Source organism: Ralstonia sp. 24A2, assembly GCF_051783885.1.
Lineage (GTDB): Bacteria > Pseudomonadota > Gammaproteobacteria > Burkholderiales > Burkholderiaceae > Ralstonia.
The window spans coordinates 1626021-1651974 of the sequence record NZ_JBPVZD010000002.1 but is presented as its reverse complement, the minus strand read 5'-3'; the positions used below and the strand labels follow the sequence as shown (position 1 = coordinate 1651974).

The 25954-nt window shown below is 63.3% G+C and carries 29 protein-coding genes; 13 read left to right on the top strand and 16 right to left on the bottom strand.

Annotated elements, in window-relative coordinates; genetic code table 11:
- Positions 1–302: 302 nt before the first annotated feature.
- Entirely contained in the window at positions 303–995 is a 693-nt protein-coding gene (locus ACS13N_RS12680) for a TerC family protein (RefSeq protein WP_438931977.1), read from the top strand.
- Here ACS13N_RS12680 and ACS13N_RS12675 read toward each other — a convergent pair.
- A complete protein-coding gene (locus tag ACS13N_RS12675) occupies positions 992–1993 on the bottom strand; it encodes a threonine dehydratase (protein WP_438931976.1) in 1002 nt (333 codons plus the stop codon). The genes ACS13N_RS12680 and ACS13N_RS12675 overlap by 4 nt on opposite strands.
- A 210-nt stretch (positions 1994–2203) precedes the next feature.
- Here ACS13N_RS12675 and ACS13N_RS12670 point away from each other — a divergent pair, with 210 nt between their 5' ends.
- Entirely contained in the window at positions 2204–2998 is a 795-nt protein-coding gene (locus ACS13N_RS12670; protein ID WP_041668026.1) for a thymidylate synthase, read from the top strand.
- Positions 2995–3498 carry a dihydrofolate reductase gene (locus ACS13N_RS12665; protein ID WP_438931975.1) on the top strand — a complete coding sequence of 168 codons (504 nt, stop codon included), beginning with the start codon at positions 2995–2997 and terminating at the stop codon, positions 3496–3498. The genes ACS13N_RS12670 and ACS13N_RS12665 overlap by 4 nt, the downstream gene beginning before the upstream one ends.
- A 64-nt stretch (positions 3499–3562) precedes the next feature.
- Here ACS13N_RS12665 and pmbA read toward each other — a convergent pair whose 3' ends face one another.
- The gene (pmbA, locus tag ACS13N_RS12660; protein ID WP_438931974.1) at positions 3563–4936 is read right to left on the bottom strand and encodes a metalloprotease PmbA; all 1374 of its coding nucleotides are present in this window, start codon (positions 4934–4936) and stop codon (positions 3563–3565) included.
- A gap of 84 nt (positions 4937–5020) precedes the next feature.
- On the opposite strand from pmbA, the gene yjgA reads away from it, so the two are divergent.
- Both yjgA and mog read left to right on the top strand, forming a co-directional pair.
- Positions 5021–5635, top strand: a complete 615-nt coding sequence (yjgA, locus tag ACS13N_RS12655; protein WP_438931973.1) for a ribosome biogenesis factor YjgA — start codon at positions 5021–5023, stop codon at positions 5633–5635.
- Positions 5632–6270, top strand: a complete 639-nt coding sequence (gene mog, locus ACS13N_RS12650) for a molybdopterin adenylyltransferase (RefSeq protein ID WP_438931972.1) — start codon at positions 5632–5634, stop codon at positions 6268–6270. The genes yjgA and mog overlap by 4 nt, the downstream gene beginning before the upstream one ends.
- Here mog and orn read toward each other — a convergent pair.
- Complete coding sequence (gene orn / locus ACS13N_RS12645) at positions 6267–6914, bottom strand: oligoribonuclease (RefSeq protein WP_039596337.1); 648 nt, start codon at positions 6912–6914, stop codon at positions 6267–6269. The genes mog and orn overlap by 4 nt on opposite strands.
- Before the next feature lie 64 nt (positions 6915–6978).
- Between orn and ACS13N_RS12640 the strand changes: the two genes are divergently transcribed.
- The 3 genes from ACS13N_RS12640 to ACS13N_RS12630 are packed head-to-tail and all read left to right on the top strand — an operon-like array spanning position 6979 to position 9523.
- Positions 6979–8235 (top strand): M48 family metallopeptidase, encoded by a 1257-nt coding sequence (locus ACS13N_RS12640; RefSeq protein ID WP_438931971.1) that lies wholly within the window; start codon positions 6979–6981, stop codon positions 8233–8235.
- Positions 8232–9179 (top strand): ribosome small subunit-dependent GTPase A, encoded by a 948-nt coding sequence (gene rsgA / locus ACS13N_RS12635; RefSeq protein WP_438931970.1) that lies wholly within the window; start codon positions 8232–8234, stop codon positions 9177–9179. The genes ACS13N_RS12640 and rsgA overlap by 4 nt, the downstream gene beginning before the upstream one ends.
- Positions 9180–9208: 29 nt before the next feature.
- A complete protein-coding gene (locus ACS13N_RS12630; RefSeq protein WP_438931969.1) occupies positions 9209–9523 on the top strand; it encodes a hypothetical protein in 315 nt (104 codons plus the stop codon).
- A 36-nt stretch (positions 9524–9559) separates the two neighbouring features.
- Here the strand turns inward: ACS13N_RS12630 and ACS13N_RS12625 are convergent, their stop codons facing one another.
- From ACS13N_RS12625 to rpsP, 6 genes are all read right to left on the bottom strand, one after another.
- Positions 9560–10501 carry a CobD/CbiB family protein gene (locus ACS13N_RS12625; RefSeq protein WP_438931968.1) on the bottom strand — a complete coding sequence of 314 codons (942 nt, stop codon included), beginning with the start codon at positions 10499–10501 and terminating at the stop codon, positions 9560–9562.
- 96 nt (positions 10502–10597) lie between these two features.
- Positions 10598–11281, bottom strand: coding sequence for a CoA pyrophosphatase (locus tag ACS13N_RS12620; protein WP_438932848.1), 684 nt, complete (start codon positions 11279–11281; stop codon positions 10598–10600).
- A 104-nt stretch (positions 11282–11385) separates the two neighbouring features.
- A complete protein-coding gene (rplS, locus tag ACS13N_RS12615) occupies positions 11386–11772 on the bottom strand; it encodes a 50S ribosomal protein L19 (protein ID WP_031329539.1) in 387 nt (128 codons plus the stop codon).
- Positions 11773–11845: 73 nt separating this feature from the next.
- Positions 11846–12634, bottom strand: a complete 789-nt coding sequence (gene trmD, locus ACS13N_RS12610) for a tRNA (guanosine(37)-N1)-methyltransferase TrmD (protein WP_438931967.1) — start codon at positions 12632–12634, stop codon at positions 11846–11848.
- 23 nt (positions 12635–12657) lie between these two features.
- The gene (gene rimM, locus ACS13N_RS12605) at positions 12658–13299 is read right to left on the bottom strand and encodes a ribosome maturation factor RimM (protein ID WP_438931966.1); all 642 of its coding nucleotides are present in this window, start codon (positions 13297–13299) and stop codon (positions 12658–12660) included.
- A 46-nt stretch (positions 13300–13345) separates the two neighbouring features.
- Positions 13346–13600, bottom strand: coding sequence for a 30S ribosomal protein S16 (rpsP, locus tag ACS13N_RS12600; RefSeq protein WP_021195488.1), 255 nt, complete (start codon positions 13598–13600; stop codon positions 13346–13348).
- Between the two features lie 145 nt (positions 13601–13745).
- On the opposite strand from rpsP, the gene ACS13N_RS12595 reads away from it, so the two are divergent.
- The 4 genes from ACS13N_RS12595 to ACS13N_RS12580 all read left to right on the top strand — a co-directional run bounded on the left by ACS13N_RS12595 (position 13746) and on the right by ACS13N_RS12580 (position 16376).
- Positions 13746–14822, top strand: a complete 1077-nt coding sequence (locus tag ACS13N_RS12595) for a PQQ-dependent sugar dehydrogenase (protein ID WP_438931965.1) — start codon at positions 13746–13748, stop codon at positions 14820–14822.
- A 192-nt stretch (positions 14823–15014) separates the two neighbouring features.
- Positions 15015–15416, top strand: a complete 402-nt coding sequence (locus ACS13N_RS12590) for a hypothetical protein (protein ID WP_438931964.1) — start codon at positions 15015–15017, stop codon at positions 15414–15416.
- Between the two features lie 131 nt (positions 15417–15547).
- A complete protein-coding gene (locus ACS13N_RS12585) occupies positions 15548–15730 on the top strand; it encodes a hypothetical protein (protein ID WP_438931963.1) in 183 nt (60 codons plus the stop codon).
- 190 nt (positions 15731–15920) lie between these two features.
- Entirely contained in the window at positions 15921–16376 is a 456-nt protein-coding gene (locus ACS13N_RS12580; protein WP_438931962.1) for an NINE protein, read from the top strand.
- Here ACS13N_RS12580 and ACS13N_RS12575 read toward each other — a convergent pair whose 3' ends face one another.
- The 3 genes from ACS13N_RS12575 to ACS13N_RS12565 all read right to left on the bottom strand — a co-directional run bounded on the left by ACS13N_RS12575 (position 16377) and on the right by ACS13N_RS12565 (position 19765).
- A complete protein-coding gene (locus tag ACS13N_RS12575) occupies positions 16377–17501 on the bottom strand; it encodes a PA0069 family radical SAM protein (RefSeq protein ID WP_438931961.1) in 1125 nt (374 codons plus the stop codon). It abuts the gene before it with no gap.
- An 82-nt stretch (positions 17502–17583) separates the two neighbouring features.
- Entirely contained in the window at positions 17584–19203 is a 1620-nt protein-coding gene (locus ACS13N_RS12570; RefSeq protein ID WP_438931960.1) for an alkaline phosphatase D family protein, read from the bottom strand.
- 64 nt (positions 19204–19267) lie between these two features.
- The gene (locus tag ACS13N_RS12565) at positions 19268–19765 is read right to left on the bottom strand and encodes an Lrp/AsnC ligand binding domain-containing protein (RefSeq protein WP_064804391.1); all 498 of its coding nucleotides are present in this window, start codon (positions 19763–19765) and stop codon (positions 19268–19270) included.
- Positions 19766–19887: 122 nt separating this feature from the next.
- Here ACS13N_RS12565 and ACS13N_RS12560 point away from each other — a divergent pair, with 122 nt between their 5' ends.
- A complete protein-coding gene (locus ACS13N_RS12560) occupies positions 19888–21177 on the top strand; it encodes a D-amino acid dehydrogenase (RefSeq protein WP_438931959.1) in 1290 nt (429 codons plus the stop codon).
- Positions 21178–21244: 67 nt separating this feature from the next.
- Here ACS13N_RS12560 and ACS13N_RS12555 read toward each other — a convergent pair whose 3' ends face one another.
- The 4 genes from ACS13N_RS12555 to ACS13N_RS12540 form a co-directional block, all read right to left on the bottom strand.
- Positions 21245–23029: an acyl-CoA dehydrogenase gene (locus ACS13N_RS12555; RefSeq protein ID WP_438931958.1), complete on the bottom strand. Its 1785-nt coding sequence runs from the start codon at positions 23027–23029 to the stop codon at positions 21245–21247.
- A 168-nt stretch (positions 23030–23197) separates the two neighbouring features.
- On the bottom strand, positions 23198–24133 hold the full coding sequence (locus ACS13N_RS12550) for an electron transfer flavoprotein subunit alpha/FixB family protein (RefSeq protein WP_438931957.1): 936 nt from the start codon (positions 24131–24133) through the stop codon (positions 23198–23200).
- 53 nt (positions 24134–24186) lie between these two features.
- Positions 24187–24936: an electron transfer flavoprotein subunit beta/FixA family protein gene (locus ACS13N_RS12545; RefSeq protein WP_438931956.1), complete on the bottom strand. Its 750-nt coding sequence runs from the start codon at positions 24934–24936 to the stop codon at positions 24187–24189.
- Positions 24937–25126: 190 nt separating this feature from the next.
- Positions 25127–25927, bottom strand: coding sequence for a MetQ/NlpA family ABC transporter substrate-binding protein (locus ACS13N_RS12540; RefSeq protein WP_438931955.1), 801 nt, complete (start codon positions 25925–25927; stop codon positions 25127–25129).
- Positions 25928–25954: the final 27 nt, after the last annotated feature.

Below are 25954 nucleotides of genomic sequence, written 5' to 3'. Positions count from 1 at the left end.
AAAAATTCACGCATGCCGCTCTGTGATGCGGGTGTTGCATTTGCGCACCGCAGCAATCGCTGCCTGCGCTATAATGCGGACTTCCTCAAAGGGGAGTAGCTCGGGGGTTCTTCAGCCCCAGGCACGATCGTCAAGACGAGGCAGAGAAACGCCTCCGGTCGTGTCGGCAGCAGCAGGTTTCCAACCTGTTGGTGTCGAGCAAGACCTTTGCAACCGGATGTTTGGTCGGTCTGCAATGTGTCACGTCCCTGCCCTCCATGTCATCCGGTCAACCCAGTTTCTTGTTTGACTTTGGAGCCACCATGGAATGGTTGTCTGACATTTTCACCATGCAGTTTGCTGCGGCGCTGGCATCGATCATCGTGATCGACCTCGTGCTGGCAGGCGATAACGCCATCCTCATCGCGCTGGCCGCGCGCAACCTGCCGCCCGAGCTGCAGAAGAAAGCCATCATGTGGGGCGCAGCGGGTGCAATCATCGTCCGTGCGCTGATGACACTGGCGGTGGTATGGCTGCTGAAGATCCCCGGCCTGATGCTGGTGGGCGGCCTGGCGCTGGTGTGGATTGCGTGGAAGCTGCTGGCTGACGATGGCCAAGGCGGCGGCGAACACGGTGCCGGCAGCACGACGCTCTTGGGCGCGATGAAGACCATCATCATCGCCGATGCTGTGATGGGCATCGACAACGTGCTCGCCATTGCCGGCGCCTCGCATGGCAGCTTCCTGCTGGTGGTGTTGGGCCTGCTGATCAGCGTGCCCGTGGTGGTCTGGGGCAGCGGCGTAGTGCTGCGCCTGATCGAGCGCTTCCCGGTCATTATCTACGGCGGTGCTGCGGTGCTGGCTTATACGGCAGCACACATGATCGTGGCCGAGCCGGTCCTCAAGCCGTTCTTTGCAGAGCAACGTCCGCTGGTGTGGGCCGTGTACACGGTGGTGTTCTTGATCGTGCTGGGCGGCGGCTGGCTGGTGCAGCGTCGCCGCCAGCAGCCGGCTTAAGTCTGAATCGACTGACCGGCGAGGACCCGCGCCAGCAAAACGCGGTCGATATTGCCGCCGGTCAGCGGCAAGCCAACGCGCAAGCCGGCAATCTGCGTTCGCTGCTGCCATGCGGCCGCCAAGGCCGCGGCAGCGGCGCCTTCCGCCACGTTGTGCGTGGTCGAGAAATACAGGCGGATGGCCTCGGCGACTTCCTCGTCCGTCACAGCAACAATCTCGTCGACGCCCGCGCGGATCACCTCCAACGCCTTCGCGTCCGGCGTGCGACACGCCAAGCCATCAGCCAGCAGCGTTGTCACCGGCGCCGACACGACCGCACCGCTGGCAAACGAATGCTCGTAGCAAGGTGCATGTGCGGACACGACGCCGACGATGCGCGTGGACAACTCCAGCGCATCGCGCACCGCCACCGCCGAGCAGATGCCCGAACCCATGCCGATCGGCACATAGACCACATCCAGCGGCACCGCCTCAAAGAACTCCAGCCAGTAGCTCGCCACGCCTGCGACCAGATCCTCGTGGTACGAAGGCACGTAGTGCAGGCCTCGCTCGACGGCCAATTCGGCGGCCAATTCACGGCTGGCCTGGAAATCGTCCCCCGCCTCGATCAATTCGGCACCGAGCGCACGCATGGCGGCGTTCTTTTCCACGCTGTTGCCGTGCGGCACGATTACGGTCGCCGTCATGCCACTCTGGCGCGCTGCCAGTGCGATCGACTGACCGTGGTTACCACGCGTTGCCGAAATCACACCGCACAACTCCGGCTCGCGCTGGCGCAACGCGTGCAGATACGTCAGCCCGCCGCGCACCTTGAAAGCGCCCACTTCCGTGTGGTTCTCATGCTTCACCCACACCGTCGCACCCAAAGCTTGCGACAGCAACGGCCAACAGTATTGTGGCGTCGGCGGAATCACCGCGTGCACAACGTCAGCGGCGACGCGCAGACGGCGCAGTTCGGCAGCACGGTTGAGCGAAGCGGCGGTGGTAGCGAGTGACATGGCAATCTCCAGCGGACAGTTGGAAGCGATGGCTCATGTTGACTGTCCACCCTGTCGCTGAACATCGACAATTCCGCGATTTGTCAGTCCAACTGTGCCGCCTGCCCGACCGGGCCAGTTTTCAGACACTGCCAGTACAGTCGACGCTGCACCGCTCACGTTACAATGCGGCTCAACCGATTTTCGACGCACTGCCCCGCCCGCGCTCGCATGAAGCCCTATCTCGACCTGATGCGCCATGTCTACGAACATGGCACCGACAAAGCCGATCGCACCGGCACCGGCACGCGCTCCGTGTTCGGCCACCAGATGCGCTTCAACCTGCAGGACGGCTTTCCGCTGGTGACGACCAAGAAGGTCCACATCAAGTCCATCGTCTATGAACTGCTGTGGTTCCTCCAGGGCTCGACCAACGTGCGCTGGCTGCAGGACAACGGCGTGACGATCTGGGACGAATGGGCCGATGCCGATGGTGAACTGGGCCCGGTCTACGGCTCCCAATGGCGCTCCTGGCCGACGCCCAACGGCGAGCACATCGACCAGATTGCCGAGCTGATCGCACAGATCAAGCGCAACCCCGATTCGCGCCGGCTGATCGTCTCGGCTTGGAACGTGGCTGATATCCCGCGCATGAAGCTGCCGCCCTGCCACGCGTTCTTCCAGTTCTACGTGGCCGACGGCAAGCTGTCGTGCCAGCTCTACCAGCGCAGCGCCGACATCTTCCTCGGCGTGCCGTTCAACATCGCCAGCTACGCACTGCTCGTGCACATGGTGGCGCAGCAGACCGGCCTGGACGTCGGCGACTTCGTCTGGACCGGCGGCGACTGCCACCTCTACAACAACCACTTCGAGCAGGTGGAGACGCAACTCGCGCGTGAGCCGCTCCCGCTGCCGAAGCTGCACATCAAGCGCAAGCCCGAGAGCATCTTCGATTACCAGTACGAAGACTTCGAGATCGTCGGCTATCAGAGCCATCCCGCGATTAAGGCACCCGTAGCTGTATGACCATCCTCACGCTCATCGTCGCCCGCGCCCGCAACGGCGTCATCGGCCGCGACAACACGCTGCCCTGGCGCCTGCCGGAAGACCTCGCGCACTTCAAGCGCACCACGATGGGCGCGCCCATCGTGATGGGCCGCAAGACGTATGACTCGATCGGCCGTCCGCTGCCGGGTCGGCGCAACATTGTCGTCACGCGCAATGCCAAGTTGGAGCTGCCGGGCTGCGAGATCGCGTACTCGCTGGAAGATGCACAACGCCTGTGTGTTGGCGTAGAGCAGGTCTTCCTGATCGGCGGCGCACAGCTCTACGCCGATGCGCTACCGAGTGCCGATCGCCTGGTCGTTACCGAGATCGACGCCGACTTCGAAGGCGATGCGCACTTTCCGGCGCCGGACCCGAAGGTCTGGCACGAGGTTGCACGCGAGACGCACCACTCGCCCGCGCCCAACGATTTCGACTACGCGTTCGTGACCTACGAACGACCGCCCTCGGACGAGCAGTAACAAGTCGCAGGCAACAAAAAACGCGCTCAGCTTCGAGCGCGTTTTTCATTTGAGCCGTAGCGATTTACTCGCCCGCAATCGTCATCTGTTCGATCAGGATCGAGCCGGTTTCCTTCGTGCCGCGCACCAGCGCATCCGCACCGATGGCCACGATCTGACGGAACATCTCACCCAGGTTGCCGGCGATGGTGATCTCTTCCACCGGATACTGGATCACGCCGTTCTCGACCCAGTAGCCCGACGCGCCGCGCGAGTAGTCGCCGGTCACGTAGTTCACACCCTGACCCATCAGCTCGGTCACCAGCAGGCCCGTGCCCATGCGGCGCAGCATGCCGGCAAAATCGTCTTCCGGCTTGGTCTTGTCGGAGAACAACGTCAGGTTGTGCGAGCCGCCCGCGTTGCCGGTCGTCTGCATGCCGAGCTTGCGCGCGGAATACGTCGACAGGAAGTAGCCCTCGACCACGCCGTTCTTCACCACGTCGCGGCGCTGCGTACGCACACCTTCCTCATCGAACGGCGCGCTGCCCATGCCGCCGAGCACGTGCGGATCTTCCTTGATCTGCACATGCGGCGCGAAGACTTCCTTGCCCAGCGTATCGAGCAGGAACGTCGACTTGCGATACAGCGCACCACCCGACACCGCCTGCACAAACGCGCCCAGCAACCCTGCGGCCAGCGGCGCCTCGAACAGCACCGGGCACTTGCGCGTGGTCAGCCGGCGGGCTGACAGGCGCGCCAGCGCGCGCTCGGCGGCGTACTTACCGATGGCCTCCGGCGCCGCCAGATCGGCGGGCGAGCGCTTGGATGAATACCAGTCGTCGCGTTGCATATGCGCGCCCGACCCGGCAATCGGCGCGGCCGAAATGAAGTGCCGCGAATACGGATAGCCCGCCATGAACCCGCGCGACGTGGCCAGCACGAAGTGCGAATGCTGCGCCGAAATACTCGAGCCATCGCTGTTGCGGATCTTCGGGCTCACGGCAAAGGCGGCCGCTTCAGCGGCGCGGGCGATCTCGACGGCAGCTTCGGCGTCGATCATCCATGGGTGATAGAGCTGCAGGTCTTGCGGATGCTTCTCCAGCAGCTCCTCCTCGGCCAGGCCGGCAGCATCGTCATCGGCGGTAAAGCGCGCGATGTTGTAAGCGGCCTCCACGGTGGAACGCAGCGCAGCCGGCGAGAAATCCGACGTGCTGGCGTTGCCGCGCTTCTTGCCCAGCATGACCGTCACGCCGACGATCTTGTCGCGATTCTGCTCGATGGTTTCGATCTCGCCCTTGCGCACCGTGACCGACAGGCCCTGGCCTTCGGAGATTTCCGTCGCGGCATCGGTGGCACCGAGTTCGCGTGCAATGCGCAGCACGTCGGTGGCCATCTCTTCGAGCTGTTCGCGGCGGTAGGCAAACACAGGGGCGGTTTTGGAATCGAGCGTTTGGGACATAGGCAATCAAGGGGGAAAAACGGGTGCCGCGATTTTGGCAAAAGCGGGCGGAAGCGCCCATCATAGCAAGATACAATGCGCGCCATGAGCCGAGCATCCCGACACAACCCCACGTATCTGCAACCCATCGTGCGCCTAGACATTGGCGACGAGGACGATCCGGATACACCCAAGAGCAAATCGCAGCGCAAGCGCGAGGTGAACGCCTTGCAAGACCTGGGCACGGCCCTTGAGGCGCTGCCCAAGGACAAACTCGCCAAGGTACCCCTGCCCGAAAAGCTGGTCGACGCCCTGCGCGAGGCCAAGCGCACCACTGCCCATGAAGGCAAGCGCCGCCAGATGCAGTACATCGGCAAGCTGATGCGCGCCCTGACCGACGAAGAAGTCGAAGCCATCCGCCGCGTGATGGCCTCCTTCGTAGGTGCCTCCAAGGCGGAAACCGCGCGTCTGCACGCCATCGAACGTTGGCGCGATCGCCTGATCGCAAGTGACGATGCCGTCACCGAATTCATTGCCGCGCACCCCGACACCGATGTGCAGGCCCTGCGTACGCTGGTGCGCAATGCGCGCAAGGAAGCGCAACTGGCCAAGCCGCCCAAGTCATCGCGCGAGATTTTCCAGATGGTCAAGCAGGCCCTGGATGGCAATGCCCGTGACGACGAAGCCGATCAACCCGAAGCCGAAGACGACGAAGCATGACCGCCTCCTCCCCGCTCACCCGCCGCCATCCCGACGAGCTGATCGTCGGTTTTGTGTCGATTTCGGACCGCGCCTCGGCCGGCACGTATCAGGATGAAGGGATTCCGGCGCTGCGCGACTGGTTTGGCGCGGCGCTATCGTCGCCGTGGCAGGGAGTGGAACGGCTGATTCCGGACGATCAGGCCGCGATTGCCGAAACGCTGATCGACCTGGTCGACCATGCCGGCTGCGATCTGGTGCTCACCACCGGCGGCACCGGCCCGACGCGCCGCGACGTGACGCCCGAGGCCACCCTGGCCGTCGCCACCAAGGAAATGCCAGGATTCGGCGAGCAGATGCGCCAGATCAGCCTGCATTTCGTGCCGACGGCCATCCTGTCGCGCCAGGTGGCGGTGATCCGCGAAACGCCGTCACGCGCCGCGCTGATCATCAACCTGCCCGGCCAGCCGCGCGCCATCAAGGAAACGCTGGAAGGCCTGAAGGATGTGGAAGGCCGCGCCACGGTGCCAGGCATCTTTGCGGCCGTACCTTACTGCATCGACCTGATCGGCGGCCCGTACGTCGAAACGAATGACAGCGTGGTCAAGGCCTGGCGGCCCAAGCACGCTGTCCGCGCAAAGCCGCTGCAAGCTTAAGGGGCGACTGAGGAGGCCAGTGCTTCAGCGTCCGGCGTCTGCGGCACGTCGCGGATGAAGTGTTCGCGGTAGTAACGCAGCTCTTCGATCGACTCAATGATGTCTGCAAAGGCGGTGTGCCGCTGGTGCTTGGTAAAGCCCTTGGCAATTGCCGGCTGCCAACGCTTGCACAGCTCCTTGAGCGTGGAGACGTCCAGGTTGCGGTAGTGGAAATACTCCTCCAGCTTGGGCATGTAGCGCGCCATGAAGCGGCGGTCTTGGCAGATGGAGTTGCCGCACATCGGCGACTTGCTCTTCGGCACCCACTTCTTGAGGAAGGCCAGCAGCTCGGCTTCCGCTTCCGCTTCAGTGGTGGTCGAGGCCTTGACCTTGTCAATTAGGCCCGAGCGACCGTGCGTGCCCTTGTTCCAGGCGTCCATGCCGTCAAGTAGCTCGTCCGACTGGTGGATCACCAGCACCGGGCCTTCGGCCAGCACGTTCAGCTCCGAATCCGTCACCACCACCGCCACTTCGATGATGCGGTCGTTTTCGGGGCTCAGGCCGGTCATCTCCATGTCGAGCCAGACCAGGTTGTTGTCGCTCTTGGCGGCAACGCGGTTGGGGGTCGAGGACGATGCTGCCGGCTGGGAAACTGGGGTACTCACGCGAGGGCCTTGAGAAAATGACTGAAGGCTATAATTTTCGCATATCTGATAGGTGTTTCCCCACATGCCCGCCTTTACTCTTGTCTTCCTCGTTGCCCTTGTTCTGATGTCCGCCACGCGCCTGTGGCTGGCCGCGCGGCAGATCCGTCACGTGGCACGCCACCGCAATGCCGTGCCCGCGCAATTCGCCGAGTCGATCACGCTGGACATGCACCACAAGGCTGCCGACTACACGATTGCACGCACGCGCCTGGCAATGCTGGAAGTGCCGGTGCAAGCCGCCCTGCTGATCGCGCTGACGCTGCTCGGTGGGCTGAGCTGGATCAACCAGGCATGGCTGGGCGTGTTTGGGCCGGGCTATGCATATGGCGTGGCGCTCATCGTGTCGGTGATCGTCATCAGCAGCGTCATCGAGCTGCCGTTCTCGCTGTACGCGCAGTTTGTCGTCGAGGAGCGCTTCGGCTTCAACCGCATGACGTGGAAGCTGTGGGCGATTGACCTGGTCAAGGGCATCGGCATCGGCACTGCGCTGGGCCTGCCGTTGCTGCTGGCGGTGCTGTGGTTGATGGACAAGATGGGCGCGTACTGGTGGCTGTACACATGGCTCGTATGGATGGGCTACATGCTGTTCATCCAAGCGATCTACCCGAACGTCATCGCCCCGCTCTACAACAAATTCACGCCGCTACAAGACGAAGAGATGCGCGCGCGCATCGAAGGCTTGCTCAAGCGCTGCGGCTTCGCCAGCAAAGGCCTGTTCGTGATGGACGGCAGCCGCCGCAGCGCACACGGCAACGCCTATTTCAGCGGCTTTGGCGCAACCAAGCGCATCGTCTTCTTCGATACCCTGCTCGCGCGCCTGAACCCGCCCGAGATGGAAGCCGTGCTCGCACATGAGCTGGGGCACTTCAAGCGCCATCACATCACCAAACGCATCGCCGTGACCTTCGTGCTGAGCCTGGGTGCGTTGGCCCTGCTCGGCTGGCTGATGACGCGCACGTGGTTCTACCTGGGCCTGGGCGTGGCACCCAACCTGTTCTCCGACAATCACGCGCTGGCGCTGATGCTGTTCTTCCTGGCGCTGCCGGTGTTCACGTTCTTCATATCGCCGGTGGCGAGCCTGTCGTCCCGCAAGGACGAGTACGAAGCCGATGCCTTTGCCGCCGAGCACGCCGATGCCAAGCAACTCGTCTCGGCACTGGTCAAGCTGTTCCAGGACAACGCCTCGACACTGACACCGGACCCGGTCTACTCGACGTTCTACTACTCGCACCCGACCGCGTCGCAACGTGTGGCGCGTCTCGTGCAGGCTGGCGCATGACCCGAGGCAAACCGGGCCGCGCCCCTAAGCAGGCTGCCACTGGAGAACGCGGGCTCGTCATCGCCGCGCACGGCCGCCACTATCTTGTTGAACGCGAAGACGGCGGCTACCTGCAGTGTTTTCCGCGCGGCAAGCGCAGCGAATGCGCGGTGGGCGATCGCGTCGTCTTCGAGGCCACGGCGGTCGACCAGGGCGTGGTCGTGCGCGTGGACGAGCGCCGCAACCTGCTCCACCGCTCCGACCAGTTCAAGTCGAAGATGCTGGCGGCCAACCTGGATCAAGTCATCATCATGCTCGGCACCGAGCCGAGCTTTTCCGAAGATCTGCTTGGCCGCGCACTGGTGGCGGCAGAATCGCTCGGCATCACACCGCTGATCCTGCTCAACAAGATCGACCTGACCGCGCGGCTGGAGACCGCTCGCTCGCGTCTGGCGCTCTATCGGGAGCTCGGCTACGCGATCGTGGAGTTGACGGTGCATGGCGCGCCGGAAGCTGCGCACGCCGCGCTGGAACCTCATGTGGCCGGGCGCGCATCGATCCTGATCGGGCAGTCAGGCATGGGTAAATCGTCGCTACTGAATCTGCTAATTCCGGGTGTGGATGCACAGACGCGCGAGATCTCCGAGAAGCTCGATTCCGGCAAGCACACGACCACGTTCACACGGCTCTACCACCTACCCGCTGAGTGGGGCCAGGGTGGCGTACTGATCGATTCGCCGGGCTTTCAGGAATTCGGCCTGCACCACCTGAGCGAGGGCATGCTGGAACGCGCCTTCCCCGAATTCCGCCCACGCCTGACCGAGTGCCGCTTTTATAACTGCCGCCATCTGCAGGAGCCCGGCTGTGGCATTCTGGGGGCGATAGCCGAAGGCAAGATCGATCCGCGCCGGCACCAGCTCTACGCGCAACTGCTGCACGAATCGGAGCAGCAGAAGCCCTGGTAGCGGCGGGCAATACGTTCGGGGAGGCTGAGATGAAGTTGTTGATCAGCAGTCCATCGCTCGGCATGGCGGCGCACTGGCAGAACGTGCTATCCGCCGCCGGCATCCGCACCGAGCTGCGCAACATCTATCTGAGCAGCGTGGCCGGCGACATTCCACCGCAGGATTGCGCAGCGCAAGTCTGGCTGGTGAATCCGGAACAGGAAGCGCAGGCACAGGCGCTGCTCGATCAAGCCCGTCATCCGCCGACGGGCCCGGCTTGGCGTTGCATACATTGCGGGGAGATGCACGAGCCGCAGTTCGCCCAGTGTTGGCGCTGCGGCAGGGATCGTGAGGACGCCGCCTAATCGTGGCGGCGGGTAACGCGGCAGCGCTCGGAAGAATCAGCCCAGCCAGACGGCGATCGACAGCATCGCCAGCAACAGCATCCACAGCACCACCGCCCGCCACACCAGCCCCACGGCCGATTGCAGCGTACGCACGGTGGGCTCTTGCCCAACTTCCATCGGATAGGCGCCGTCCTCATCGGCGATGCTCTCAGCCGAATCGCGTTGCGCGATCGGCGTGCCCAGGCGTACGCCCAGCGCGCCACCGCCGGCCGCCAGCAGAATGCCGTTGACCTCATCGCTCCACTTGGCAGCGCGATTGCGCCACGCGTATACAGCGTCTTCAAAGTCACCAACGATGGCGAAGCCGATGGCGGTCAGGCGCGCAGGAACGTAGTCGATGATGAAGAACGCCTGGCGCGCGAACAGGCCCAGCGCGGGGCTGCGCTCCATCGATGGTTCGCTCCAATGGCGGGCGAGGTATTCCGCGCCGCGATAGAGCACCACACCCGCCGGCCCGATCGGTACAAGGAACCAGAAAAATACGCCGAACACGTGACGATGCACGGCCACGATTGCGCATTCAAGTGTATGGCGGACGATCTCATTGACCGGCATGTCGGTCGTGTCTCGCCCCGACCATTCGTTGAGGATCAACCGCGCGGTCACGACATCGTCGCTGCGCAGCGCCTCATGAATATCGGTGAAGTAATGGCTGAACTGGCGGAAGCCGAGGGTCAGGTAGACCATCACCACGTTCCACAGGAAAGCCAGCCCAATGCTGATCGATGACAACAGGTAGTGCACCAACGCCACAACCACGACAGCCGGCAGCGTGACCACGCACCAAGCCAGCACCGCGTCACGACGTTGTCCGGTGTCGAACCATTCTTCCGCCCGTGCGGCCAGCGCGCGCACGACGTCGTAGATCGGGTTGTCCCGGCTGAGCGCACGAAACTGCTCGAGGATCAGCGCGCAGAGTACGGAGAAGAAAGTCATTGGAGAGGCGTTGCGAAGGCGTTCATCACGCCATGAATGCGATGTGCAAGACGATAGCACACGGCGTGCGCGCAACAGCGCACAGTGACGCGCACGCTACGCTGCCAACAAGTGATACAGGTTGCGCAGCATACCCGCCGTCGCGCCCCAGATGAAGTGATAGCCGCCGTCGGCCTTGCGATACGGCATCGCATAAAAACGACGCACGCGATCTTCCCAACGTAGCTCACGCACTTCGTGATTGGCTGGATTCATCAGAAACGCCAGCGGCACCTCGAACACTTCGGCCACTTCGCTCGGGTCTGGGTACAGCGTGAAATCTGGAGTCAGCAGCCCGACGATCGGGCTCACATGGAAGCCCGTGCCGGTGATGTAGTCCGGCAGGTGACCAATCACATCGATGTGGTCGGCGCCGATCCCCACCTCTTCCATCGTTTCGCGCAGCGCCGTTTCGACGGGATCGCGATCGATGGCCTCGCGGCCGCCACCAGGAAAGCTGATCTGCCCGGCATGCTGGCTGAGCGATGCGTTGCGCTGCGTCAGGAGCACGGTCAAACCAGCTTCGCGCTGTACCAGCGGCACCAGCACAGCCGCTTCACGCAGCTTGAGCGAGGCATCGATCAGGCGCGACTCGTCGATCTGCTCGGGTTCCCACGCCGGCTGCGCGCGCAACCGTTGGCGCACGAAATCGGCAGACAGCTGCACAGCCCCGAGCGCCGGCAGCGATGCCGCAGGGGGCATCACCGGCAACTGCTCGGGATCGAACACGGGGCGGCGCACGGTGGGGAATGTATTGGTGGGCAGAGTAGATTCACGTGGGGGCAATCTTCCGCCCCAAAAGAGAAAAAAGGCACCCGAAGGTGCCTTTTCGCAACGCGCGCAGATTATGCTGCAGCGGTTTCCTTGCGCTTGAAGGTCAGCTTCTCCTTGATGCGTGCCGACTTGCCCGAGCGTTGGCGCAGGTAGTACAGCTTCGCACGGCGCACGTCACCGCGACGCTTCACTTCGATGCTGGCCAGCAGCGGCGAGTACAGCTGGAACGTACGCTCCACGCCTTCGCCCGAAGAGATCTTGCGAACGATGAACGACGAGTTCAGGCCACGATTGCGCTTGGCAATCACGACGCCTTCATACGCCTGCACACGCTTGCGGTTGCCTTCAACGACGTTCACGTTGACGATCACGGTGTCGCCAGGGGCGAACGGGGGGATCGTCTTGTTGGCCGTCAGGCGCTTGATTTCTTCCTGCTCGATTTGCTCGATGAGATTCATCTTTTTCTCCTTGACCATCATGCCGGCGTTTTGCCCAGTCAATTGACCGTGGCCCCGGTAGAGGATGGGAACTTCACTTGGCCGAGGCTTCCGGTGTGGAAGCATCCGACCCCTTTGCCGTCGTCGCCGCGGCAGCGAGGAAAGCCTCATCGCTGCGGGACAACAAACCCTGCTTGCGCGCCGCCTCGATCAGATCGGGGCGCTTGCGCATCGTATTCAACAGCGCCTGCTGGCGACGCCACTTTTCAATCTCGGCGTGGTGGCCACCCAGCAGTACATCGGGTACACGCACACCTTCGTACTCTTCCGGCCGCGTGTAATGCGCGCAGTCCAGCAAACCGTTGACGAAGCTGTCCTGCACCGCCGACTGCGCATCGCCCAGCACGCCGGGCAACTGCCGCACCACCGCGTCAATGATTGCCATTGCTGCGAGTTCGCCACCAGAGAGGACGAAATCGCCGAGGCTGATTTCCTCATCCACACGGCGGTCAACCAGACGTTGGTCGATCGCCTCGTAGCGACCGCACAGTAGCGTGAGTGCCGGCAACTGGGCCAACTCCATCACCCGCTTGTGCGTGAGCGGCTTGCCTTGCGGCGAGAGCAGCACCACATGCGACGCTGCCGGGGCTTGCGCCTCGCGAATCGCATCCAGCGCCGCTTCCAGCGGCTTGGCCAACATCACCATGCCGGGACCACCGCCGTAAGGCCGGTCGTCCACGGTACGGTAGTTGTCCGTCGTGAAGTCGCGTGGGTTCCAGGTGCGCAACGTGTACACCTGCTGCTTGGCTGCGCGGCTGGTGATACCCCAGTCCGTCAGCGCCCGGAACATGTCCGGAAACAGCGAGATGACGTCAAACTGCATCGCCGAATTCTCCGGCCGCATGTTCAGTAATCCAGACCCCAGTCGACGACGATGCGCTGACCAGCCACATCCACCGACTTCACATAAACCTCGACAAACGGCACGAGCCGCTCGACATCGCCTTCGCCAACGATACGCAAGATTTGATGCGCACCGTTGTCGATCAGCCCTGTCACCGTACCGAGCGTTTCCTGCTGTTCGTTGACGACGGTAGCGCCGATCAGATCGACCCAGTAGAACTCGTCATCATCCGGCGCAGGAAAATCGGCACGGCTGACCCACACGGCACAGCCGCGCAGCGCCTCGGCGACATTGCGATCCGGCACGGCAGGCGAACCTGCCACCACGGTACCGCTATGTTCGCGCGACGTGTCGACGGGAAATACCCACCAGTCAGTCGACGCGGCCATCGCCCCCGCTGCCGGCTTGAGCCACCAGGCACGAGCGTTGAGCAACGCGTCGGCTTCACCGTGCGGCTGAACCTTGATCCAGCCGCGAATTCCATAGGCACCGCCCACATAGCCGACCTCGACGAGATCGTCGGGCAGCGCTGGGTTAGCGCCAGCACCCGGACACATGGCTTGCAAGCGCTCAGCAACCTTTTGCGAGGTCGCTTGCGTAGCAACGGCCACGGGGCCGGGGCGCGTCGATGCAGCGCGCGTCACAGCAGAATGTGCTCGGACGGCACCGTCGATCGACGCATGCTAAAACTTAGGCAGCAGCCTTGGCGGCGCCTTGCTTCACCAGACGGGCAACCGTCGGCGACAGTTGTGCGCCAACGCCTTGCCAGTAGGCCAGACGGTCTTGCACGAGGCGCAGACCTTCTTCGCCATCCTTGGCGAGCGGGTTGTAGAAACCGACGCGCTCGATGAAACGGCCATCACGGCGGTTACGCGAGTCGGTCGCAACGATGTTGAAGAACGGGCGCTTCTTGGAGCCACCGCGGGCCAGACGGATCACGACCATGGATCTATTCCTTGAAAAACTGGGTATGCGTACAGAGAAACACGCAAGTATAGCGCAGTTTTCCAGACCAAACAAACACTTAGGCTGGGTGCGACTGCGCCGAGGATGGCCTACGTGGCGCAGACGGTACGTACGGGCTGCCATTGTGCTTGCGGCTTGGCTTGGTGCGGCGCTGCCGACAATGGCCAAGTTGCCCATCGAGACGCTACATGTACCGCCCGGCTTTCAGGTTGACGTGCTGACCGATGCGATGCCCTCAGCACGCGAAATGGCGATCTCCCCGGCAGGCATTCTGTATGTGGGCAGCCGCGCGGGCAAAGTTTACGCGATCTCGCTACAGACACCTGGTGCACCGGTGTATGTGGTGGCTTCGGGCCTGCAATTGCCTGTGGGGGTGGCTTGGCGCAACGGCAGCCTGTATGTATCAGTGGTGTCGCGCATCGTGCGGCTCAATGGTATCGACAAGCGCCTCGACAACCCGCCCGAGCCTGTGGTCATCAACGACAAGCTGCCCACGGAGACGCACCACGGCTGGAAATTCATCGCCTTCGGCCCCGATGGCAAGCTGTACGTGCCAGTGGGCGCACCCTGCAATATCTGCCGCCCCGATGAAAACCGTTACGCCAATTTGATGCGCATGAACGCGGACGGCAGCGACCTGGAACTGGTCGCACGCGGCATCCGCAACACGGTCGGTTTCGACTGGCACCCAAAGACGCACGAGCTGTGGTTCACCGACAACGGCCGCGACCTGATGGGCGACGACGTACCCGACGACGAGTTGAACCGCATCATTGCGCCCAACCAGCACTTCGGCTATCCGTTCTGCCATGCCGGCGACGTTCCCGATCCGGAGTTCGGGGCAGGCCACCCGTGTAGCCACTACGTGCCGCCGGTTGCCAAGCTGGGGGCGCATGTGGCGGCACTTGGCATGCGGTTCTACACCGGCAACAGCTTCCCGGCCGAATATCGCAACAACATCTTCATTGCCGAGCACGGCTCATGGAACCGCTCGTCCAAAGTCGGCTATCGCGTGATGCGCGTGGTGGTTGATGAGGCCGGCAAAGTCATTAGGCAAGAACCGTTTGTGCAAGGCTGGCTGCAACCGGGCGAACGCGTCTGGGGCCGCCCTGCCGATGTACTTGTGGCGCCCGACGGCAGTCTGCTCGTGGCGGACGACTACGCTGGCGCCGTGTATCGCATCCGTTACATCGGAAAATGACGCACGCGTCGCCTACCGCCTGGGCAACGCGTGCAGGAAACATCTCGTTACACAGGAAACCTTTGGACAGTGGATGCGACCTGAGTGAAGCCTTACATTGACAGGCATGAACACGCGCTGCTGCTTTCTCGTTCAAGCTGGAACAAGTGCGGCGCGTGGCACTTTCGAACCCTCGTCAGACAGGAGATAGCCATGCCGATCCGTGCATTGCTTCGCCCCTTGGCGACAGGTGTTCTGATCGCCGCCTCTGCGGGCGCCCTGGCAGCCAACGCATCGGCGCGTCAGGTCGCCGTTGCCTTTGCAGAAACCGCCATGCCGACATGGACGCAACCCGCCAATGCTGCGCCGCAAGCGCGCCCGTTGGTGGCGCAGATGTTCTTTGTCGATGCGCGAGCTGACCAAGCCCGCATCCGCGCGCAGATGGAGCGCATGGAAGCACGCGCACGCGCCGATGACCGCCTCAACGGCCGCGTACAGCCCCGCGAGGGCGGCGGCCGCGGTGACTGGCAGCAGCAACAGGAACGCGAGCGCATGCACCAGGAACGCGGTAATGGCGATCGGGGCGGCGACTGGCGCGGCTCGCGCCGGGGCTGACCGCCGCGCAAACCCACTTCATTTCACATCGCGGAACTTGCCCGGAGCACCTCAGTCGTATTGAATGGTAGATGGCACACGTTTGGCGTGCCCCTGCCATCACACCAATGACAACGACAACAGGTGCTTCAATGCTGTCCCAACTCCACCGCCATGTGCGGCTTCTGCTGGGTCTGATATGGACCTCGGCCTTCATGCTGATGCTTGCCCACTTGCTTTACGGCGAAGTCAGCCTGCGCCAACAGGCGCCCCAACTGTTGCAAGACCTAACGGCCTCGATGAGCGTGCCGTCGCCGCGTCTGGTCCCGATTTAGCGCCCCTGCCCTCCCTGCCACAGCCCCATCGCAACGCTGTGCGCGTCCGGCCGAACTGAAGGCCATCTCCCCCGATTGCTGATGCGTCCTTGCGACGCGCCCCCGGTGCCGCCCCTAGGCTGCGTCGCGGTTCATGTTGGGCGTAGAATGCGCGGCGCTGTGTTGTCTTGCCGTGTGTTCTCCGCTAGCCATGCCTACGACCGCTCTTCAGAAAAAATCCAAGCTGCTGACCGTGCTGCTCGCCTTCCTGTTTGGGAGCGTGGGCGCGCATCGTTTCTATCTCAAGGGCGGACGCGACTTCTGGGCGTGGTCGCAAGTCTTTGCCATGGCGCTTGGCGCGGTTGGCGTGGCACTGCTGCTGTCGACCCAGCGCGCGAGTGTGCCTGGCTGGATCTGCGCGATCATCGGCGGCGCTTCATTGCTGGCGGGATTCCTGTCAGCGCTGGTGTATGGCCTACGCCCGGACGACAAATGGGACGCGCAGTTCAACACCGATGGCACCCCCACCCGCTCGGGCTGGCCCGTCGTGCTGCTGTCCATCCTCACGCTGATGATCGGCACCGGCCTGCTCATGGCCGGCCTTGCCATCACGTTCCAAACCTACTTCGAAACACAGGTGCAGGCATCGAAGGAGCTGTCGCAGTAATCAGAACAAACTGCCCTGACGCTCATCGACCGGTTTTCTTGGTTTGATTGCGCGTGCGGGCGGTTTGAACTGCGACGTGTCCAGCACCAGCTCGTTGTAGCGATGGTAGCGATAATCGAGCTTGTCGGCGGCCTTGTAGAAGCGCTGCCGCAGTAGATCTGCCCAGATGCCGGTGCCACGCATGCGCGTGGCGAAATCCGCCTTGTAGTCCTGGCCGCCGTGCAGATCGCGGATGCGGTTCATCACGCGTTGCGCGCGGTCGGGAAAATGCGCCGTCAGCCAATCCTGGAAGACGGCGTTCAACTCGTTGGGCAGACGCAGCACGATGTAGCTCGCGTACGTGGCGCCCGCCTCGCGTGATGCTTCCAGAATCTGCTCCATGTGATCATCGGTGATGAACGGGATCATCGGCGCAACGCTCACCCCTACCGGAATGCCTGCTTCAGCCAATGTGCGGATCGTGCGCAGGCGGCGTGACGGTGTGGCTGCACGCGGCTCCAGCTTGCGCGCAAGCTCCGAGTCCAGCGTCGTGATGGTCACGGCTGCGACGACGAGGTTCTTCGCGGCCATCGGCGCGAGCAGATCGATGTCGCGTTCGATTAAGGTCGACTTGGTGATGAGCCCGACCGGGTGATCACAATCGTGCAGCACTTGCAGCACGTCGCGCGTGATGTGCAGTTCGCGCTCGATGGGTTGATACGCATCGGTGTTCACGCCAAGCGCAATCGCTTCGCAACGGTAGCCGGGCTTGGCCAGCGTTTCACGCAGCACTTCTGCAGCATTGGTCTTGGCGAACAGTTTGGTCTCGAAGTCGAGCCCGGGCGACAGCTCCAGATACGCATGCGTCGGCCGTGCGAAGCAATACACGCACCCATGCTCGCAACCGCGATAGGGATTCAACGACACGCTGAACGGAATGTCCGGCGATTGGTTATGACTCAGGATCGACCGCGCACGCTCAATGGAGACCGTGGTCTCGATGCGCGGCGGCGTGTCTTCCGGATCGAGCTGCCCGACGAGCGGCTGCCAGCCGTCGTCGACACGCGTGCGTTCATCACGTTCGAAGCGGCCTTGCAGATTGGAGGTAGCGCCGCGTCCCTTGCGGGGGACGTGGCGATCAGACATGTCGGGCACAGCGGAATGGATCGGATGCGGGGGCTTGCTGATCGTATCGCATCCGCCCCTGCTCCGCTGTGAGTGACGCGGGCTACGCCTCCGGATCGAGTTTCACTTCCCAGAGCGATTTGCCATCGAGATCATGCAGCGACACGTGCATGGTGCGCGTGGCCGGATCGATCTTGGCGCGGCCGTAATACTGCTGCAGCGCGGCCGGTGACTGGTTCTGCGGATTGTCTTTCGGGATGCTGATGTAGCGCAGGTCCGGCCCGAAGGTCTGGTCGACCTCGTTGGGCCCGAACGTGCCCGCGTTGATCGGCCCGCCGACGAATTCCCAGAACGGCTTGAACTCCGTGAACTTGGCGCGCGACGGGTGGTAGTACGTGGCCTGCGCGTAGTGCACATCGGCCGTCACCCACACCACGTTCTGGATGTTCTCCTGCTTGATGAAGCGCAGGATCTCGGCCAGCTCCAGCTCGCGGCCGGACGGCGCACCGTCATCCGCATTCGCCCAGGCTTCGTAGGTGCCCTTCGGCACGTCAGGGTTCAGATCGGGCACCACCAGCGAGATCGGCATGTCGCTGGCAATCACCTTCCACGTCGCCTTCGACTGCTTGAGCGATTGCTTCAGCCACGCCGTCTGTTTCGGGCCAAGGAAGGCGGCATCGGCATCCAGCGTGGTCTGGCGATTCGGCGAGTTGCGGCCGCGATAGCTGCGCTCATCCAGCATGAACACGTCGAGCAGCGGGCCGTACTGGAATGCGCGGTAGATCTGCTCCGGGTCGAGCGGGTTGAAGCGGAACGGGTTGTACTCGAACATCGCCTGCTTGGCGCGGGCGGCCAGCACGGATGCGCTGCGTTCTTGATAGCGCTTCTCTTCCGGGCCGATCTGTTGACCGGGGTACCAGTTGTTGCGCACCTCGTGGTCGTCCCACTGGACGAGGAACGGCACTTCGGCGGAGAACGCGCGCTTGTTCTTGTCGAGCTGGTTATAGGCGAACGCGCCGCGATAGTCGTCGAGCGTCTGTGCGACGTGCGACTTCGCCTCGGTGACGAGGTTGGTCCACAGCGAGCCGTCGGGCAGCTTCACTTCGGCCTGAATCGGGCCATCGGCGTAGATCTGGTCGCCGGAGTGGATGAAGAAGTCGGGCGATTCGCGGCGCATCGCTTCGTACAGGCGATAGCCGCCGAAGCGCTCGTTGATGCCCCAGCCCTGCCCGGCTTCGTCGCCGGAGAAGACGAAGCAGATCGAGCGATTGGTCTGCACGGGTGCCGTGTGGAAGCGGCCGGTGATGGGCTCGCTGAACGCCTTGTTGTGGATCGAATCCTGGAAGCGCACCCGATAGAACAGCTCGGCGCCAGCAGGCAACCCCGTGAGGTCTACACGCGCGGTGAAACCGCTGGTTTCAGTGGCTGCCGGTCCAACACGGCGCACGACTTTCTTGAGGGCGGCATCTGTCGAGTATTCGACAATCATGCGCGCCGGGCGGTCAGTGCGGCTCCAGACGATAGCGCTGTCGGCGGTGATATCGCCGCTCATCACGCCGCCGGGCAATTGCGGGCGCAGGCGCTCGGACGTGACCGCAGCCGGTGCGACGCCCTGGGCCAGCACGTCGCCAATGCGCGAACCAAGCAGCGCAGTACCGCTGGCGGATACAAGACCTTTGATGAGCGTGCGGCGGGTCGGCTTGAAGATGGGCTGGTCTGACATGGCGTCTCTACATACAAGGCTGAGAATGCCCGCCAGCGTAAGGCGCTTCCGTGACAACGCTACGTCACCCGCCCTCTTCCGTCACATCGATGGCGAGCGTCTCCTTGATCTCCTCCATCACGATGTAGCTCTTGGACTGCACTGCCCCCGGTAACTGCAGCAGGATGTCGCCCAGCAGGCGCCGGTATTCGCTCATCTCGCGGATGCGCGCCTTGATGAGGTAGTCGAAATCGCCCGAGACGAGATGGCACTCCAGCACCTCCGGAATGCGCAGCACCTCGCGCCGGAACTGCTCGAACATGTTGCCGGCCTTGCTGCCCAGGCTGATCTCCACGAACACCAGCAGCGAGGCGCCCAGCATGGCCGGGTTCAGCCGTGCGTAATAGCCGAGGATGAAGCCCTCGCGCTCCAGGCGTTTGACGCGCTCGATGCAGGGCGTGATGGTCAAGCCGACGGCTTCGGACAGCTCTTTCATCGACAGCCGCCCGTCCTTCTGCAGCAGGTCGAGAATGCGTCGGTCGAGCTTGTCGAGAGCCCGGACGGGCTTGCGCTGGGTTCGCATGGTGAAAAACACCCTAAAATCGAAGTTGTTCCTGTTTCCTGAAAATATACAGAAACAATGACTGGATAGGTGCGAATACGATAGCGGCATCTATCGTAAATGCATCTTCGGGGAGTATTACCATGCGCGTGCTCGTACTTGGCAGTGGCGTAATCGGCGTGACGAGCGCCTATTACCTGGCCCGCGCCGGCCATGAAGTCACCGTTGTCGACCGTGAAGCCGGTCCGGCGCTGGAGACGAGCTTTGCTAATGCCGGGCAGATCTCGCCGGGCTATGCATCGCCGTGGGCGGCGCCGGGCGTACCGCTCAAGGCCATCAAGTGGATGTTCCAGAAGCACGCGCCGCTGACCATCCGCCCGGACGGCACGCTCTTCCAGCTCAAGTGGATGTGGCAGATGCTGCGCAACTGCGACGCCGCCAGCTACGCGCAAAACAAGGAGCGCATGGTCCGCCTAGCTGAATACAGCCGCGACTGCATCCGTGAGCTGCGCGCCGACACCGGCATCGCCTACGAAGGCCGCCAGCAAGGCACGCTGCAAATCTTCCGCACGCAACAGCAAGTCGACGGCGCCGCGAATGACATCGCCGTGCTCGAGCGCGCTGGCGTGCCCTACGAACTGCTTTCGCGCGAAGACCTCGTGCGCAGTGAACCAGGCCTGGCCTCCACCCGCCACAAGCTGGCTGGCGGCCTGCGCCTACCCAATGACGAAACGGGCGATTGCCAGCTCTTCACCACGCGCCTGGCCGCGATGGCAGAGCAGCTTGGCGTGCGCTTCCGTTTCAACAGCACCATCAATAGCCTGATCTTCAAGAACGACGCCGTGCGCGGTGCGCTGGTCGATGGCCAACCGATCGACGCCGACCTCGTGGTCGTGGCGCTGGGCAGCTACAGCACGCCGTTCCTGAAGAACCTGGTGAACGTGCCGGTGTATCCGCTCAAGGGTTTCTCAATCACCGTGCCGATGACGGACGCGGCCAAGAGCCCCGTCTCCACCATCCTGGACGAGACCTACAAGGTGGCCGTGACGCGCTTCGACGACCGCATCCGCGTGGGCGGCATGGCGCAGATCGTCGGCTACGACAAGCGCCTGGACCCGGGCAAGCGCAACACGCTGGAGTTCGTCGTCAACGACCTGTTCCCGGGTGCGGGCGATGTGTCGCGCGCTTCGTTCTGGACCGGCCTGCGTCCGATGACGCCGGACGGCACGCCGATCGTCGGCCAGACACCGGTGCGCGGCCTGTGGCTCAACACCGGCCACGGCACGCTGGGTTGGACCATGGCGTGCGGCTCGGGCAAGCTGCTGTCGGATCTGGTGTCGGGTCGCTCGCCCGCCATCCGCGCGGATGATCTGTCGGTGTATCGCTACATGGGCGGTGCGCCGATGCCGGCCGGCAAACCCGCGCTGGCCTGATCGCCAACGCCGCATCAACGCAAAAGGGAGGCCGAAGCCTCCCTTTTTTCATGCCTGCGAGCGCCGCTTAGAACTGCACTTCCGGCACGGCACCGATGGTCTCACCGCCGGTCAGCACGCTCTGCGCAATGCCAGGCGCCTGCGTGAGCAGCACGTCGGCAAACACGCGCGCCGTGGCGATCTTCGCGCCGTAGAAGTTCGGGTCTTCGCTCTCGCGGTCGATAGCCACCAACAGCGCGCGCGCCATCTGCCAGCCCGACAGCACGATGCCGCACAGGCGCAGATACGGCACGCTGCCCGCGAACACGGCGTTCGGCTGCGCCTTGGTCTGCGCGACCACGAAACGCACCACCGATTCCATCGCCTCACGGCCCGCCGCCAGGCGCGTACGCATCGCCTCGCAATGCGCACCGCCCTTCGCGGCCAGCGCAGCTTCCACCTTGGCGATCTCGGCGCAGATGCCCAGTGCCACCGCGCCGCCATCACGTACCGTCTTGCGGCCGATCAGGTCGTTGGCCTGAATGGCCGTCGTGCCTTCATAGATCGGCAGGATGCGCGCGTCACGGTAATACTGCGCGGCGCCCGTCTCTTCGATGAAGCCCATGCCGCCGTGCACCTGTACGCCGAGGCTCGTCACGTCGATCGACATCTCGGTGCTCCAGCCCTTCACGATCGGCACCAGGAATTCGTACAGCGCTTCGTTCTGCTTGCGTGCAGCATCATCGGCAGCATGATGGCCGGCATCGCAGGCTGCGGCGGCCACGTAGGCCAGTGCGCGGGCGCCTTCGGTCATCGCGCGCATAGTCAGGAGCATGCGCTTCACATCCGGGTGATGAATGATCGGCACCGCCTTGGCTGCAGAGCCATCCACCGGCCGACTCTGCACACGCTCGCGCGCATAGGCCACGGCCTTCTGATACGCGCGCTCCGACACACCAATGCCCTGCATGCCCACCGCATAACGCGCCGCGTTCATCATGATGAACATGTACTCCAGGCCGCGGTTCTCTTCGCCGACCAGCGTGCCGATGGCGCCACCGTTGTCGCCGAATTGCAGTACGGCCGTCGGGCTCGCCTTGATGCCGAGCTTGTGCTCGATCGACACGCAGTGCGCATCGTTGCGCGCACCCAGCGAACCGTCTGCATTGACCATGAACTTCGGCACCACGAACAGCGAGATGCCCTTCACGCCCTCCGGCGCACCCGGCGTGCGCGCCAGCACGAGGTGGACGATGTTCTCGGCCATGTCGTGCTCGCCCCAGGTGATGAAGATCTTCGTGCCGAAGATCTTGAACGTGCCATCGCCCACCGGCTCGGCACGCGTGCGCACGAGTGCCAGGTCGGAGCCGGCCTGCGGCTCGGTCAGGTTCATCGTGCCGGTCCATTCGCCCGAGATGAGCTTGGGCACGAACAGTTGCTTCTGCTCTTCGCTGCCGGCGGTCAGCAGCGCTTCGATGGCGCCATCGGTCAGCAGCGGGCACAGCGCGAACGACAGGTTGGCCGAGTTCAGCATCTCGATGCATGCGGTGGCGATCAGCTTGGGGAGACCCTGGCCACCGTATTCCAGCGGGTGCTGCACGCCCTGCCAGCCACCCTGGCCGAATTGCGCGAAGGCTTCCTTGAAACCGGCAGTGGCCGTGACGACTCCGTCCTTCCAGCTGCTCGGATTGCGGTCACCTTCCACGTTGAGCGGAGCAACGACTTCACCGGTAAAGCGCGCGCTTTCTTCCAGCACGGCCTGCGCGGTGTCGGCGGTGGCGTCTTCGAAGCCGGGCAGCTTGGCGACGTTGTCCAGGCCGGCCAGTTCGTTCATCACGAACAGCATGTCCTTGACGGGGGCTTGATAGGTCATGTCTCTCTCCAATGCTTGTTAAGCGCGATCAGGACAGGTCGTCACAAGGTTCATGACGCGCTCTCCTGATAGCGCTCGCGTATAAAAAAGCCGTTTCCAAACCCAGTCGGAAACGGCTTTGCGTCGGGCATTGCAACGCGCGTCAACGAGGCGCGCTGCGCGGTGCTATCAGCCCAGTGCGGTCACCAGCTCCGGCACGACGGTGTTCAGATCGCCCACGAGGCCGTAGTCGGCCACCTGGAAGATCGGCGCTTCCGGATCCTTGTTGATCGCGACGATCACCTTGGAATCCTTCATGCCGGCCAAGTGCTGGATCGCGCCCGAGATACCGACGGCGATGTACAGCTGCGGCGCGACGATCTTGCCGGTCTGACCGACCTGGTAGTCGTTCGGCACGAAGCCGGCGTCGACCGCAGCACGCGAGGCACCCAGTGCGGCGCCCAGCTTGTCAGCCAGCGGCGTCAGCACCTTGGTGTAGTTCTCGCCCGAGCCCACGCCGCGGCCACCCGACACGATGATCTTGGCGGCGGTCAGTTCCGGGCGGTCGCTCTTCGTCACTTCACGCGAGACGAATTGCGAGATGCCGGCGTCTGCCACAGCGGTCAGGTTTTCGGTAGCAGCCGAACCACCGGTGGCGGCAGCCGGGTCGAATGCCGTGCCACGCACGGTGATCACCTTCACCTTGTCGGCCGATTGCACGGTGGCGATCGCGTTGCCGGCGTAGATCGGGCGCTCGAACGTATCCGGGCCGTCGACCTTGGTGATGTCGGACAGTTGGGCCACGTCCAGCTTGGCGGCCACGCGCGGCAGGATGTTCTTGCCGTAGGCGGTGGCGGGCGCCAGGATGTGGCTGTAGTTGCCAGCAACGGCCAGGGCCTGCTCGGCGACGTTCTCGGCCAGGCCATCGGCAAACTGGGGCGCGTCGGCCACCAGCACCTTGGTCACGCCGGCGATCTGCGCAGCGGCTTGTGCAGCGGCGCCGCAGCCAGCGCCGGCCACCAGCACGTGGACATCATCGCCGCATTGGGCGGCTGCCGTCACGGTGTTCAGCGTCGCGGCCTTGATGGATTGGTTGTCGTGTTCAGCAATAACGAGTGCGGTCATCTTGATCTGCCTGTTCGGTGTGCTTGAAGTTGCGTGCGTTGCGGAACAACCGCTTACAGCACCTTGGCTTCGGTCTTGAGCTTGGCGACCAGCGTGGCCACGTCGGGCACCATCACGCCGGCGCTGCGCTTGGCGGGCTCAACCACCTTCAGCGTCTTCAGGCGCGGTGCAACGTCCACGCCCAGGTCTTCCGGCTTGACCGTGTCGAGTTGCTTCTTCTTGGCCTTCATGATGTTCGGCAGCGTCACGTAGCGCGGCTCGTTCAGGCGCAGGTCGGTGGTGACCACGGCCGGCAGCTTGACCGACAAGGTTTCCAGACCGCCATCCACTTCACGGGTGACCGAAGCCTTGCCGTCGGCAACCTGCACCTTCGAAGCAAACGTGGCTTGCGGCAGGCCAGCCAGCGCAGCCAGCATCTGGCCGGTCTGGTTGGCGTCGTCGTCGATCGCCTGCTTGCCCAGGATGATCAGTTGCGGCTGCTCCTTGTCGACCAGCGCCTTGAGCAGCTTGGCCACGGCCAGCGGCTGCAGTTCTTCACTGGTTTCAACCAGGATGCCGCGATCGGCACCGATGGCCATGGCGGTGCGCAGGGTTTCCTGGCACTGCGTCACGCCGCACGACACGGCGATCACTTCGGTGGCAACGCCCGCTTCTTTCAGACGAACCGCCTCTTCCACGGCGATCTCGTCGAACGGGTTCATGCTCATCTTGACGTTGGCCAGATCGACACCGCTGCCGTCGGCCTTCACGCGAGCCTTCACGTTGTAATCGATCACGCGCTTGACTGCGACCAGGACTTTCATGCGCTCACTCCACTATTTGATAAGACGATTTTGCAAAACGCCGGCCATTATAAGGGGGGCCGGTCGGCCGCGTTAAATTTCCGAACGGTCGTGCTATTTTAACCCCGAAAAATTGCCGGACGCCAGTGAAACGTCCGGCAATCTGTTTGGTAGAGCCCTCTATCGGATCACCTGAGCGATCACAAAGTGGTTACCAAGCCACAATCACGGCGTCTTTGTACTTCGTCTTCACGAAGGCTTTGACCGCGTCGGAATGATACGCCTTCACGAGCTTGGCAACCCAGGGTTGATCCTTGTCGGCGGCACGAATGGCGATCACGTTGGCGTACGGGCCCTTCGGGGGTTCGATGGCGATGCCGTCCTTGGTCGGGTCCAGGCCGGCCTTCTCGGCGTAGTTGCCGTTGATGGCGGCGGCGTCCAGGTCATCCAGCGAGCGCGGCAGTTGAGCTGCATCCAGTTCGACGAACTTCAGCTTCTTCGGGTTCTCCACCACGTCACGCGGCGAAGCCTTGAAGCCGGCGTTCGGCTTGAGCTTGATCACGCCCAGCGATTGCAGCAGCAGGAGCGCGCGGCCGCCGTTGGTCGGATCGTTCGGCAGGCCAAAGCGTGCGCCGTCCTTCAGATCCTTGATCGACTTGATCTTCTTCGAGTAGATGCCCATCGGGAAGGTGATGGTCTGGCCGACGCTCACGAACTTGTAGCCGCGCGTGGCGATCTGGTCGTCCAGATACGGCTGATGCTGGTAGCTGTTGGCGTCCAGATCACCGGCAGCCAGGGCGGCGTTCGGCTGGATGTAGTCGTTGAACTCGACGATCTGGAGCTTCAGGCCGTCCTTCTCGGCGACCTTCTTCACTTCTTCCATGATCTCGGCGTGCGGGCCGGCGGTCACGCCGATCTTGATCGGCTTGCTCTGTGCCATTGCAGCACCGGTTGCCAGTGCCAGCGCGGCACCGAGGCTCGCGGACCATTGCAGCAGTTGACGACGATTCATTGCGTTCCCCTCGTGATGTGTCTGTGG